Origin of the sequence: Micromonospora sp. HUAS YX12 (genome assembly GCF_040215685.1) — a bacterium.
Taxonomy (GTDB): domain Bacteria; phylum Actinomycetota; class Actinomycetes; order Mycobacteriales; family Micromonosporaceae; genus Micromonospora; species Micromonospora tulbaghiae.
In genome coordinates this window covers 2,054,936-2,067,501 of record NZ_CP157974.1, presented here as the reverse complement: position 1 = coordinate 2,067,501, position 12,566 = coordinate 2,054,936, and the positions used below count along the sequence as shown (strand labels likewise).

The window sequence follows — 12,566 nt, the reverse complement described above, 5'->3', positions numbered from 1 at the left end:
CCCGCCGGATCAGGTCACGGCGAACAGCACCGGTTCCGCCATCAGGAAGTAGCCCTGGTCGTCGTCCTCCGGAGCGGCACTCTCCCGCAGCCGTTCCACCGCGACGTAGCCGTCCACCGCGTACGCCCGGCCCGGCCGCCAGCCGATCCCGTCCCGTCCCAGGTCGAGCACGAAACTGGACCGGGTCGTACCGGTGAGCGGGTCGACGGTGACCAGTTCCCGCCGATCGGTCAGCAGGTGCACCCGCCCCGGCTCGGTCGCGAGCACCCGGGCCGGATGGATGTCCGCCCGGCGCCACAGCTCCTCGCCGGTACGCGCCGAGCGCCCGACCACCACCGGGCCGGACGTGTCCACCGCCCGCTCGCCGTCCAGCACCGTGTCGGGGTGATCCAGGCCCGGCGCGGCGGCCGGCTCGCCCGGGTCGGTCACCAGCCAGCCCCGGCTTCCCGAGCCGTCCGGCCCGGCGGTACGCAGCCCGCGACAGCCGGAGTGCCCCTGCGGGCAGCCCACCGGCGTGACGACGAGCTGCTCCGGCGCGTCCGGCGGCCGCCAGCGGGTCCGCACCACACCGGTCGCCGCGTCCCGCAGCTCGACCGCGGCCGGACCGTCGCAGCGGTCCACGCCGACCAGCTCACCGCTGGCGGTCGTACCCACGTCGGTCCGGCAGTCCCGGCCCACGTCCGCGCGCCAGAGCCTTCGGCCGTCGGCGAGGTCGTACCCGCCGAGCCCGCCCGGACCCGCCGCGAGCAGCACGGTCCGCCCGTCGGCAGTGCGCGTCAGGTGCAGTCCGGCCGGATCCCAGACCGTGGCGGCGAAGGTGCGTCGCGGTTCCGGCACCGATCCCGGCTGCGGGCCGTCGGCCCGCCAGGCCACCCGGCCGGTACGCGCGTCGAGCGCCACCAGCTTCCCGTCGGACCAGCGGCTGACCACTGTGGTCCCCTCGGCGAGCACTCCGACCAGCGACGCCGGCCAGCGACGGAAGGACCAGAACGGGGTGACCCGGTGCCGCCCGGTGACCGGCTGGTCCGCGTACACCTGACGGGTGCCCGCGTAGACACGGAGCCGGCCGTCCACGACCAGCGGCGCCACCGGCAGCCGCGCGAGCACCCCGGCGGTCGGCGCGGGCGCCGCCGGGTACGGCTTCCGGGCTGCGGTGTCGACCTCGGCGGGCGCCAGCACCCGGACGACCACGGCGACCGACGCCGCGACGGCGAGCACCGCCACCAGCGCCACCACGGCCCGCCGCCTCGCGGCCTTCGCCATCCGTCACCTCCGCCCCGGCACCCTACCGGCCGCGTGCGGGCCGGGTACGGGGAGCGGCCGGGTCGGCTCAGGCGGCCTCGGTGGATCGGGCGGGACCGGCGGCCAGCGCCAGGTCGGCCAGGTCACGCCGGAGCGCGCCCTCGACCGCGCGGGCGGCCAGGCCGCCGAGGATCAGGGCCAGCACCCGCCCGTACGCCCGGGTCGGCACCGCCTCCTGCTCGACCGTGACCTCGGTGCAGCCGCGCCGCCGACGCTCGACCGTGCGCAGCGTCCAGGTGATCCGGTAGTCCGCGCCGGCGCCGCGCGACCCGAGCACCAGGCGGCCGGGCGCGACCGCCTCGATCACCTCGAACTCCTCCGGTTCGGTGCCGCCGTCCGGCCGGACGCGGGTCTCCCGCCACGCCGTGCCCGGTCCGAACCCGCCGGTGCCGAGAACCTCGACCGCGTCCACCGCCGAGAGCCAGTCGGCGCGGGCCGGGAGGTCGGTGAGCAGCCGCCACAGGTCGGCGTGCTGCGCTTCGATGAATGCGGAAACCGTCACCGTCGACATGGCACCTCCCGTGTCGTACACGGTACGGGCCGTGACCGGAAACGGGGAGCCTCCCGGTGACATTTCCATCACCGGTGCCCCGGCCGGGGCACCGGTGCGAGCGGTCAGCCTCCGAACGCGCCGCCCCGCAGCGCGGTGACGAACGCGGCCCAGCCCGGCGGGCTCACCGCGAGCGCCGGACCGTCCGGGTCCTTCGAGTCGCGTACGCCCACCACGCCGTGCGCGGCGACCACGTTCGTCGCCACCTCGACGCAGAGACCCTGATCGTTCGAGCGGCTGCTGGTGCGCCAGACGGCACCGGTCAACTCGGTCATGCTCGGTCCTTCCTGTTTCGGCTTCCGCGGGTACGCCCCCGAACCGGCACCACCGGCGGCTCCGGTTCGACCGGGAGCCGCCGTCCGGGGCGTACGTGATCCGGAGCGATCAACGCCGAAGGAAGCGGCCCCGGTCGCACATCGGGTGCGACCAGGGCCGGTTCGAGAAGGTCGGATGTCAGCGGGCCGGGAGGATCGTCCCGGTGACCTCGCCCAACGCGACACTGGTGCCGTCCGGGCCGGGTGCGGTGGCGGTGATCGTCACCGTGTCGCCGTCCTCCAGGAACGTCCGCTCGCTGCCGTCGGCGAACTTGACCGGCTCGGACCCGCCCCAGGTCAGCTCCAGGAACGAGCCGACCTGACCGCGCTCCGGGCCGGAGACGGTACCGGAGGCGTAGAGGTCGCCGGTACGCAGCGACGCGCCGTTGACGGTGAGGTGCGCGAGCTGCTGGGCCGGGGTCCAGTACATGCCGGCGAACGGCGGCTCGGTGACCCGCTCGCCGTTCCACTCGACCGACAGCCTCAGGTCCAGCCCGAGGTGCGGGGTGTCGCGCAGGTAGTCCTGCACCGGCGGGTCCTGGTCCGGCGCGGGCACGAACGCGCCGGCCAGCGCCTCCAGCGGAGTCACCCACGCCGAGACGGAGGTGGCGAACGACTTGCCGAGGAACGGTCCGAGCGGCTGGTACTCCCACGCCTGGATGTCCCGGGCCGACCAGTCGTTGACGAGCACCACGCCGAAGACGTGGTCGGCGAAGTCGGCCACCGGCACCCGCTCGCCGAGCCGGCTCGGCACGCCCACCACGAAGCCCACCTCGGCCTCGATGTCCAGCCGGACCGAGGCGCCGGTGGTCGGGCCCTGCGCGCTGGCCCGCTGCCCGGTCGGGCGGATCACCGGCGTGCCGGAGACGACCACGGTGCCGGCCCGGCCGTGGTAGCCGATCGGCACGTGCTTCCAGTTCGGCAGCAGCGGCGGCTGGCCGGGCCGGAAGATCTGCCCGACGTTCGAGGCGTGGTGCTCGGAGGAGTAGAAGTCGACGTAGTCGGCCACCTCGAACGGCAGCGCCATCTCGACCTCGCGCAGCGGCACCAGCAACGGCTCGACCGCCGCCCGGTGCTCCGGCTCGGTGAGCAGCTCGACGATCCGCTGGCGGACCGCCGTCCACTGCGGGCGGCCGAGCGCCATGAAGGCGTTGAGCGCCGGCTCACCCAGCGCGCCGCCGGCCAGCACCAGACCGGCGGCCTCCGCGCCGGCGAGGTCCAGCGCGAAGTCACCGATGCGGACGCCGACGCGCGGCTCGCCCTCGCCGTGCCGGAACACGCCGTACGGCAGGTTCGTCACCCCGTACGGCGACCCGGCCGCACCCGGTACCCAGGTCATGCCTCGTAGCCTCCGTTCACCAGCCCCAGCCGGATCAAATCAGTCAGTGGTTCGGAGATGCTGCACGAGCCGTACCCGATCCAGAGCGGGCGCTCGGCGTCGCGGTGCGCCCGGGCCGGCTCGACCACGCGTACCGGGTCGGTGGCGGCGAGCAGCTCGGCCACGGCGTCCACCTCGGCGCCCCCGACGGCGGCGATCGTGGCGCCCAGCACGTTGACGAACCCGTGGTGGTTGAAGCCGGTCTCCGGGTCGCGGTGCCGGATCGCGTGGTGCAGCCCGGCGGTGAGCTTGAACGGCAGCTTACGGTCCCGGCACGCGCAGATCACCGCGGCCAGCTCGACCGGGGTGGGGAACAGCTCGGCGGCGAGCCCGCCGGTACGGAACTTGGCCGCCACCGGCAGCCCGCCGGCGCGCGCCTCGGCGAGCGTGTCGAGCGCGCCCATCAGCCCGAAGGTCAGCGGGATCTCGGCGTACACGGCGGTGCCGTCGAGCCGGCCGGCGAACGTCATCAGCTCGGACAGGCCGGGTTGCGGATCCTCGCCGCGCTTGGCGACCGGCGCCTCGATCTGCCGGGCGGTCACCCCGTCCGGCGCGAGCGCGTCCAGCGCCTGGGGCAACTGGTCCAGGCCGGTGTCGCCGATCAGCCCGATCACCAGGCCCTCGGCCGGGTCCACCAGGCCGCTCAGCGACCCGCGCTGGATCTCCGAGGCGGGCAGCAGCAGCGGGCCGACCATGTCGGCGTACCAGGCGGCGCGGTGGGTGCGGTGCGCGGTCACCGCGTCGGGCAGCGCGGCGTTGCCGGGCGGGAAGACCGCGGCGTCGTCCACCAGGCCGGAGAGGAGGCGGGGCACCTGCGTTGACACGAGACAAGAATGTACGGGACGCTACGAGGAACGGACAACAGCGTCCGATTATCGGACGCCACCGGCCGGAGAACGGGACATATCGGGAGGCGAGATGCCGTACTACCGCAGCGTCGGCGACGTGCCGCGCAAGCGCCACACCCAGTTCCGCCAGCCCGACGGCACGCTCTACGCGGAGGAGCTGGTCGGCCAGGAGGGCTTCTCCTCCGACTCGTCGCTGCTCTACCACCGGCACGCGCCGACCGCGATCCTCGCCGCCGAGGAGTACGCCCCGCCCACCGTCACCCGCGTGCCGAACCTGCCGCTCAAGCCGCGCCACCTGCGCACGCACAAGCTCGACGGCACCGGCGCGGACCCGGTGCTCGGCCGGCAGTACCTGCTCGCCAACGACGACGTACGCATCGCGTACGTGCTCGCCGATCGGCCGTCGCCGCTGTTCCGCGACGCCACCGGCGACCACTGCCTCTACCTGGAGGCCGGGTCGATGCGGGTCGAGTCGCCGTTCGGCGTGCTCGACGCGGTGGCCGGCGACTACGTCGTCATCCCCACCTCGACCATCCACCGCCTGGTCCCCACCGGCGACGAGCCGACCCGGCTGCTCGCCGTCGAGGCCGCCGGCCACATCGGCCCGCCCAAGCGCTACCTCTCCGTACGCGGGCAGTTCCTGGAGCACGCGCCCTACTGCGAGCGCGACGTCCGGGGACCGGACACCCCGCTGCTGGTCGACGGCGAGGAGGTGGAGGTGCTGGTCAAGCACCGGCGCGGATGGACGAGGTACGTCTACGCCAACCACCCGTTCGACGTGGTCGGCTGGGACGGGCACATGTACCCGTGGGCGTTCTCCATCCACGACTTCGAGCCGATCACCGGGCGGATCCACCAGCCACCGCCGGTCCACCAGACGTTCCAGGGCCCGAACTTCGTGATCTGCTCGTTCGTGCCGCGCAAGGTGGACTACCACCCGGCCGCCATCCCGGTGCCGTACAACCACCACAACGTCGACTCCGACGAGATGCTGTTCTACACCGGCGGCAACTACGAGGCCCGGCGCGGCTCCGGCATCGAGCAGGGCTCGATCTCGCTGCACCCGTCCGGCTTCACCCACGGCCCGCAGCCGGGCGCGGCCGAGCGCTCGATCGGGGCGGAGTTCTTCGACGAGCTGGCCGTCATGGTGGACACGTTCCGCCCGCTCGACCTCTGCGACGCGGCCGCCGCCTGCGAGGACGACGGCTACGCCTGGACCTGGGCGCGCAAGCCCTGACGTACGCGAGAAAGGGCCGCGCCCGGCACGGACGCGGCCCCTTCGCACGCGGTCGTCAGAACGTGGACGCGTCGATGACGAAGCGGTAGCGCACGTCGGAGGCGAGCACCCGCTCGTACGCCTCGTTGATCTTCTCGGCCGGAATCACCTCGATCTCGGCGCCCAGCCCGTGCTCGGCGCAGAAGTCGAGCATCTCCTGGGTCTCCGCGATGCCACCGATGTTCGAGCCGGCGAACGACCGCCGGGCCGGGATCAGCGAGAACGCGTGCACCGACAGCGGCTTCTCCGGCGCGCCCACGTTGACGAGCGTCCCGTCCACCGCCAGCAGCCGCAAGTACGCGTCCATGTCGAGAGTCGCGCTCACCGTGTTGATGATCAGGTCGAACGAGCCGGCCAGCGTGGTGAACGTGTCCTCGTCGGAGGTCGCGTAGTAGTGGTCGGCGCCGAGCCGCAGCCCGTCCTCCCGCTTCTTCAGCGACTGGGACAGCACTGTCACCTCGGCGCCCATCGCGTGGGCCAGCTTCACGGCCATGTGGCCGAGACCGCCCATGCCGATTACCGCCACCCGGCGGCCCGGCCCGGCGTTCCAGTGCCGCAGCGGCGAGTACGTGGTGATGCCGGCGCAGAGCAGCGGCGCGGCGGCGTCCAGCTCGATGCCGTCCGGGATGCGCAGCACGAAGTCCTCGGTGACCACGATGGCCTGCGAGTAGCCGCCCTGGGTCGGCCGGCCGTCCCGGCCCACCCCGCCGTACGTGCCGGTGCTGCCCTTCAGGCAGTACTGCTCCAGCCCTCTGCGGCAGTTGTCGCACTCCCGGCAGGAGTCGACCAGGCAGCCGACGCCGACCCGGTCGCCGACGGCGAACTTCGTGACCGCGGAGCCGACCTCCCGCACCACGCCCGCGATCTCGTGACCCACCACGATCGGGTACCGGGTCGGGCCCCACTCGCTGCGCGCGGTGTGGATGTCGGAGTGGCAGATGCCGGAGAACTTGATGTCGATGAGAACGTCGTCCGGTCCGAGATCCCGCCGCTCGATCGTTGTCGGGGTGAGCGGTTCGGTCGCGGACGTCGCCGCGTAGGCGTTGACGGTGAGCACTGGTTCCCGCTTCCTTCAGCCGGTGTTTCCGGTCCTCCTACCCTCTCACCGGCGAGCGAACGCGGTGAATCCGGCCACCACCGACGCGGTGATCGCCCCGACCAGCGGCCACGGGCCGCCGACCAACGCGTACACGAGCAGCAGCACCACCGCGGCGGCGGCCGCGTAGACCGGCACGACCAGGCCGCGAGACATCGCCTCCCGCAGGCCGGGCCGCCACGTCGCCGGGCGCCGCAGCAGCACCGCCACCCCGGCCACCGCCAGCACCGCGAACAGCCGGGACGCGCCCGGCGAGGCCGGGGCCAGGGCGGCGACCAGCACGCTCGCGAACAGGGAGAATCCGGCCACCGACAGCAGGAGGCGCCGGACACCGGCGTCCACGGTCCGCGCCGGGTCGGGGCGCGCCACCGGCAGGTCGGCCATCGCGGTCAGGTGCTCCAGCGTCTCGGCGTACCGGCGTCGTTCCAGCCGGGCCACGCCCACGTCCTGCCCCGCCTCGCCCAGCTCCGGGTCCAGCCGCAGCGCCTCCCGGTAGGCCCGCTCGGCCAGGTCGAACAGTTGCAGCCGCACCGCGACCAGGCCGAGCACCAGGTGCGCCTCCGGCTCGTCCGGCGACAGCTCCACCCCGCGCCACGCCGCGTCCAGCGCCGCCTGCCCGTTGCGCGACGCGGAGAGCAGGGCGGCGGCACTGCGCTGCGCGTACGCGTCACCCGGCGCACGCGCCAGGATCTCGTCGGCGGTGGCGGCGGCGGCCTTCCAGCGTTCGAGGTCGAGCAGCGCGAACCCGCGCGCCACGAGCGCCGGTACGACCTCCCCGGCGGCGGGCGCCTCTTGGGCAGGCGTCTCGTCGGCAGCGGCCCCGGCAGCAGGCGGCACGGCGCCAGGCATGTCGCGGGTAGACGTCTCTGCGGCGGGCGGCTCAGAGGCGGCCGGCTCACGGGCGGACGTGCCACCGGCGGCGACCACCGCGGTATCGGCGGCGGCGAGCGCCTCGGCCGGGCGGTCGGCGGCCAGGTGCATCCGGGCCAGCATGGTCAACGCGGGTACGTGCCCGGGCTCGGCCGCGAGCAGCGCGGTGAGTTCGCCGATCCCCTCGTCGTAGCGCCCCAGCTCGGCGAGCAGGTGGGCGCGTTGCAGGTAGCCGTCGGCGGCGGACTGGTCGGGAGCGGCGTCACTCGGCATCCCGGCGAGCGTATCCGCCCGGCCCCACCGCGCGCCGAGGGTGCCCGGCGTCAGGCACTCCGGCAGGACGCGCCCGCCCGGCCGCCGCACGTCCCCAGACTGCACCACCGGCGCAGGCCGCTCTCGTCCAGGAACAACCACCCGCACCGCCGGTCCGGGCAGACCCGCACCGTGAACCGGGCCGGATCGGCGAGCAACTGCGCGCCGCTGAACGCGGCGGCGTGTACCGGCAGCCGCAGCCCGGCCGCCAGGTCCGGCCACCAGCGGCCGCGTCCGTCGGCCTCACGCCGGAAGACGAGCGTACGGGCGGCGGCCTCGGCGGCCCGCGCGACCGTCTCGAAGGCCGGGCCGTCGTCCGGGTCGACCAGGCCGGCGTAGAGCGCGGCGCGGAGCGTACGGGCCTCGCCGAGCACCGCCTCCGCCGCCGCCGGGTCACGGCGGGCGAGGTGCAGCAGGCGGTTCGTCGAGACCTCGTCCACCAGCCCGACGTGACCGGCCCAGACGGCAAGGGTCCGGTAGCCGCGCAGCCACTCGGCGCCGGGCAACGGAGGCTCGTGCCCCCAGCCGGCGAACGTGTTGCAGAAGTCCAGGGCCGGGTGGCCGCCCACGCTCCACGGCAGGCTCTCCTCGCCGACCCGGATCTCGTGCATCGGCCGGCCGGCCCGGTCCAGCCGGTCGTCGCCCGCGAACACCCGCCGCTGCACCTCCCGGAGCCGGGGCCCCGGCTCGACACCGAAGTCGGCCACGAGCAGTTCCCGGGTGGCGCGGTAGAGGCGCAGCGCGTCGGCCCGCCGGGCACCCCGGTACAGGGCGGTCATCAGGACCGCCACGAGGTGTTCCCGGGTCGGATGCCGGGCGGCCAGCGGCATCAGTTCGGCGATCGCCCGCGCGTGCTGCCCCAGCGCGAGCTGCGCCTCGGCCCGCAGTTCCACGGCGACCAGGCGCAGCTCCTCGACCGTGCCGTGCAGCCGGTCCCGCAACTCGTCGTCCGCCGCGTCGGCGAGCAACGGCCCGCGCCAGAGGGCGAGCCCTCGGTCGAGCGAGCGCACCCGCTCGGCGGGATCGGCGGCTCTCCCGGCCGCCCGGACCAGGTCGGCGAACTCGTCGACGTCGACCCGGTGCCCGTCCTCCTCGACCACGTAGCCCTCGCCCCGGGTGCTGATCCGCACCCCGTACGGGTTGAGCGAGCCCCGCAGCCGCCCGATGTACGTCTGCACCGCGCTCCGGGCCGTGGCCGGTGGCCGACCGTGCCAGAGCAGGTCGATGAGGCGGTCGGTCGGCACCACCCGGCCCACGTCGAGCAGCAGCACCCCGAGCAGGCAACGCTCCTGGCGCCGGCTGCCGACCTCGACCGGCCGGCCGTCGTGGCGGGCCTCGAACGGCCCGAGCAGGCGGAACTCCATACCGAACAGGACGATCCGGCCCCGGCCGGGGGTTGTCGCCCGGCGGTGATCGCGTGGTGAGGAGCCCGGCCGGCCGGGTCCGCCCGCTCGACGGCTGCCGCTCGGCGCGGTGAGCCGGTGGTGATCCGGCCCGGTGATGCTCGCCGTCCGGACCAGCGACGGATGGAGTGGAACATGCGGTTCAGGATGAGTATCGCGGTGGCGAGCGTCGTGGCGGCGGCGGTCGCGGCCCTGCCCGGCTCGGCCTCCGCCGCGCCGGAGCGGCATCCCGCCCCGGGCGCCTGGGAGCCGGCGCCGCAGGCGCCGTTCGAGATGCCCGCCGGTGCGCGATGCGAGTTCGCGGTACGGGTCGAGCCGATCGTGGACGAGGTGCGGAAGCTGACGATCGAGACCTACCCGGACGGCGCTCCGAAGCGGGAGTTGTTCACCGGCGCTCTGCTCAACCGGGTGACGAACCTGGAGACCGGTGCCACGTCCACGGCGGACGCGAGCGGCACCGCCCTCGTCGTCTACCGCACCGACGGCTCGATGACTTGGTACGTGACCGGGCCGGTGCTGCTCGGTTTCCGGGAGAACGCCGGCACGCTGCCGAAGGGGCTGTGGATCGTCGACGGTCAGTTCCGGGTGGAGTTCTCCCCCACCTTCGAGAAGACGATCACGATGCTCCACGGTACGACTCACGACGTCTGCACCGACGTCGACTGATCCGCCGGACGCGGTGACCGGCGTCCCCGGTCACCGCGTCAGCCGGCCGGCGCCTCGTAGACCAGGGCCACCGCGATACCGGCCAGTCCCTCACCGCGCCCGGTGAAGCCCAGGCCGTCGGTGGTGGCCGCGGAGACGGTCACCGGCGCGCCGACCGCCTCGGAGAGCACCCGCTGCGCCTCCTCCCGGCGCGGCCCGATCTTGGGGCGGTTGCCGACGACCTGCACCGACACGTTGCCGATCTGGAAGCCCGCCGCCCGTACCCGGCGCGCGCTCTCGGTCAGCAGCGCCACCCCGGACGCGCCCGCCCACTCGGGCTGGTCCACCCCGAAGTTCGCGCCCAGGTCACCGAGGCCGGCGGCGGAGAGCAGGGCGTTGCAGGCGGCGTGCGCCGCCACATCGGCGTCGGAATGACCGGCCAGGCCGTCCTGGTCCGGCCAGTGCAGGCCCGCGACCCAGCAGGGCCGCCCGGCCGCGAACGCGTGCACGTCGGTGCCGACAGCCACCCGAGGAACGATCATGACCAGAGGGTACGCGTCGCGCCTTGACGGCGGCCCGGGCTGTGGTTAGCTTTGGTTGTTGTACGCCCCAGTGTCGCCTCTGCCTCGTGCAAGCGCCTGGGGCTCTTTCTTTGCCGTCGGCGCGGCGGACGATCTCGCGCGCTCGTCACGCTTAGCATCCATCCCGTGACGCAGCACCCCCATGCTCGAACGGTGCACCACTGGATCTCGCCCGGCAGGTTCCACCCCTATCTGGCTGCCGCCGGTGGCGACGAAAGCAAAGCCTGCGAGTTGTACGAGTGGAGCGTCGCGCTGACAGGCGCGTCGTTCGAGGCGTTTCACTACGTCGAGGTCGTCACCCGCAACGCGATTGATCGGGAGATGAGAGCGCACCTCAACGAGCTGGACTGCGGCATCCCGTGGTTCCTCCTCGAGGTCAGCGGTAAGCGCCACGTGCAGGACGGGATCGACCGGAACGTCGCCGAGGTCCGCGCGCGCTTGCGTCGAGACCATTCCCGGAAAGAAACCCGCGACCAAATCATCGCGGGCTTGAGTTTCGGCTTCTGGGTCTCGATGTTGGGCTCGGAGCACGAGCAACTGTGGCGGGACGCCCTGCACCTTGCCTTCCCATACTCGTCCGGCAAGCGCCACGACGTCGCCAGCGCGATGAACGCTCTCCGGGTGTTCCGCAACCGGCTCGCCCATCATGATTCGCTCCTCGCCACCGACGTGCCGTTCCGCCTCAGTCAGATGATCGACGTCGTCGGGTGGGCCGACCCGGATGCCGCCCGCTGGCTCAGGAAGATCGAGCGGGTGACCGACGTACACCGACTGCGCCCAGCCGCCCGCAACGACACGGTCGTGGTCCCCGCCAAGAATGCATGGGGGCTCTACCAGTCGGCGCGCGCGTACGTCTGTCAGGCGGGCAGGTCATTTCAATCTGTGGATCATCTGGCCTTCTACTCGCAGCGCCAGATCCTTCCGGAGGTGCCCAAGATCCTCTTTCGGCTCGACAACGTCGATTGGACGGTCGGCGAGGTGAACCGGCTCCGAGCGACGGGCGAACGGCGCGACGCACTCCTCGCCGACATCATCGAGGTCAGCCGGAAGCACGGGTGGACCGAGGGGCGTTATCAGGTGTTCGGACTTACGGCGCCGGGATCGGCCGGCCACCTGACGCTGCCGACGCCGATCCCGCACCACGGCCGAGGCAGGGGTAGTGCCTTCACACAAGGCCAGCGGTATGTCGTCCGAGACCGCCTCCGCCGGGCCAGATCCACCGCCGACCTGTGAGGCGGCGCGTCAGGCGCCTGTGGTCAGGAGGTGTTCGGCGAGGGCCAGGTCGAACGGGCGGGTGATCTTCAGGGCCATCTCCGAGCCGGGTACGCAGGTCACCGCACCCCCCTGCTTCTCGACCAGCCCGGCGTCGTCGGTCAGCGCGTCACCCGCCGACCGGTGGGCGGCGACCAGCACCGACCGGCGGAAGCCCTGCGGCGTCTGCACCGCGCGCAGCGCTGACCTGTCGACGGTGCCGAGCACCCGCTCGGTCGCGTCGACCTCCTTGATCGTGTCGACCACCGGCAGCACCGGGATCACCGCGTCGTGCCCGTCGCGGACCGCCGCGGCCACCGACTCGACCAGGTGGGGCGGGGTGAGCGCGCGGGCCGCGTCGTGCACCAGGACGATCTCCGGGCCGGCTGGCACTGCCGCGAGAGCCGCCGCCACCGACTCCTGGCGTTCGGCGCCACCGGGCACCACGGTCACCGGGGCCACGGGGGCGAGCATCGCGCGTACCGCCTCGACCTCGGTCGCCGGCGCGGCCACCACGATCGTGTGCACGGAGGGGGCGGCGGCGATCCGGCGGACCGCGTGCACCAGCAGCGGCTCGCCGGCGAGCAACCGGAGTGCCTTCGGGGCGCCGGGTCCGAGGCGTACCCCGGCACCGGCCGCAGGAACGAGGACCGCGACGTCACCGCGCGGATTGAGCTGCGCGGTCACGTCGCGGTCCTCGGATTCGTTCGCTGCGGGGTGGGTAGAGGCAGAGGCGTGGA

At 73.6% G+C, this 12,566-nt stretch carries 13 protein-coding genes; 3 read left to right on the top strand and 10 right to left on the bottom strand.

Features of this window, described 5'->3' with window-relative positions:
• Window positions 1-9 precede the first annotated feature (9 nt).
• The 5 genes from ABIH81_RS10155 to ABIH81_RS10135 form a co-directional block, all read right to left on the bottom strand.
• Window positions 10-1,263, bottom strand: a complete 1,254-nt coding sequence (locus tag ABIH81_RS10155; RefSeq protein WP_349880047.1) for a PQQ-binding-like beta-propeller repeat protein — start codon at window positions 1,261-1,263, stop codon at window positions 10-12.
• Between the two features lie 67 nt (window positions 1,264-1,330).
• Window positions 1,331-1,813, bottom strand: a complete 483-nt coding sequence (locus ABIH81_RS10150) for an SRPBCC family protein (protein WP_349880046.1) — start codon at window positions 1,811-1,813, stop codon at window positions 1,331-1,333.
• A 104-nt stretch (window positions 1,814-1,917) separates the two neighbouring features.
• Entirely contained in the window at window positions 1,918-2,127 is a 210-nt protein-coding gene (locus tag ABIH81_RS10145) for a DUF397 domain-containing protein (protein ID WP_128137238.1), read from the bottom strand.
• A gap of 178 nt (window positions 2,128-2,305) precedes the next feature.
• Complete coding sequence (fahA, locus tag ABIH81_RS10140; RefSeq protein WP_349880045.1) at window positions 2,306-3,505, bottom strand: fumarylacetoacetase; 1,200 nt, start codon at window positions 3,503-3,505, stop codon at window positions 2,306-2,308.
• Entirely contained in the window at window positions 3,502-4,368 is an 867-nt protein-coding gene (locus tag ABIH81_RS10135) for a hypothetical protein (RefSeq protein ID WP_349880044.1), read from the bottom strand. Before ABIH81_RS10135 ends, fahA begins: the two co-directional genes overlap by 4 nt.
• Window positions 4,369-4,462: 94 nt before the next feature.
• Here ABIH81_RS10135 and ABIH81_RS10130 point away from each other — a divergent pair, with 94 nt between their 5' ends.
• Window positions 4,463-5,629 carry a homogentisate 1,2-dioxygenase domain-containing protein gene (locus tag ABIH81_RS10130; RefSeq protein WP_349880043.1) on the top strand — a complete coding sequence of 389 codons (1,167 nt, stop codon included), beginning with the start codon at window positions 4,463-4,465 and terminating at the stop codon, window positions 5,627-5,629.
• A gap of 55 nt (window positions 5,630-5,684) precedes the next feature.
• Here ABIH81_RS10130 and ABIH81_RS10125 read toward each other — a convergent pair whose 3' ends face one another.
• From ABIH81_RS10125 to ABIH81_RS10115, 3 genes are read right to left on the bottom strand one after another with little or no spacing between them, the layout of a single operon-like run.
• The gene (locus ABIH81_RS10125; RefSeq protein WP_349880042.1) at window positions 5,685-6,725 is read right to left on the bottom strand and encodes an NAD(P)-dependent alcohol dehydrogenase; all 1,041 of its coding nucleotides are present in this window, start codon (window positions 6,723-6,725) and stop codon (window positions 5,685-5,687) included.
• A 45-nt stretch (window positions 6,726-6,770) separates the two neighbouring features.
• On the bottom strand, window positions 6,771-7,907 hold the full coding sequence (locus ABIH81_RS10120; protein ID WP_349880041.1) for a tetratricopeptide repeat protein: 1,137 nt from the start codon (window positions 7,905-7,907) through the stop codon (window positions 6,771-6,773).
• A gap of 50 nt (window positions 7,908-7,957) precedes the next feature.
• Window positions 7,958-9,310 carry a BTAD domain-containing putative transcriptional regulator gene (locus tag ABIH81_RS10115; RefSeq protein WP_349880040.1) on the bottom strand — a complete coding sequence of 451 codons (1,353 nt, stop codon included), beginning with the start codon at window positions 9,308-9,310 and terminating at the stop codon, window positions 7,958-7,960.
• Between the two features lie 174 nt (window positions 9,311-9,484).
• On the opposite strand from ABIH81_RS10115, the gene ABIH81_RS10110 reads away from it, so the two are divergent.
• On the top strand, window positions 9,485-10,015 hold the full coding sequence (locus ABIH81_RS10110; RefSeq protein WP_349880039.1) for a hypothetical protein: 531 nt from the start codon (window positions 9,485-9,487) through the stop codon (window positions 10,013-10,015).
• Window positions 10,016-10,053: 38 nt separating this feature from the next.
• On the opposite strand, the gene ispF is transcribed toward ABIH81_RS10110, so the two are convergent.
• Entirely contained in the window at window positions 10,054-10,536 is a 483-nt protein-coding gene (gene ispF / locus ABIH81_RS10105; protein ID WP_104114853.1) for a 2-C-methyl-D-erythritol 2,4-cyclodiphosphate synthase, read from the bottom strand.
• A gap of 165 nt (window positions 10,537-10,701) precedes the next feature.
• Between ispF and ABIH81_RS10100 the strand changes: the two genes are divergently transcribed.
• Window positions 10,702-11,808 (top strand): hypothetical protein, encoded by a 1,107-nt coding sequence (locus ABIH81_RS10100; RefSeq protein WP_349880038.1) that lies wholly within the window; start codon window positions 10,702-10,704, stop codon window positions 11,806-11,808.
• Window positions 11,809-11,817: 9 nt separating this feature from the next.
• Here the strand turns inward: ABIH81_RS10100 and ispD are convergent, their stop codons facing one another.
• Window positions 11,818-12,513, bottom strand: coding sequence for a 2-C-methyl-D-erythritol 4-phosphate cytidylyltransferase (ispD, locus tag ABIH81_RS10095; RefSeq protein ID WP_349880037.1), 696 nt, complete (start codon window positions 12,511-12,513; stop codon window positions 11,818-11,820).
• Between the last annotated feature and the right edge of the window lie 53 nt (window positions 12,514-12,566).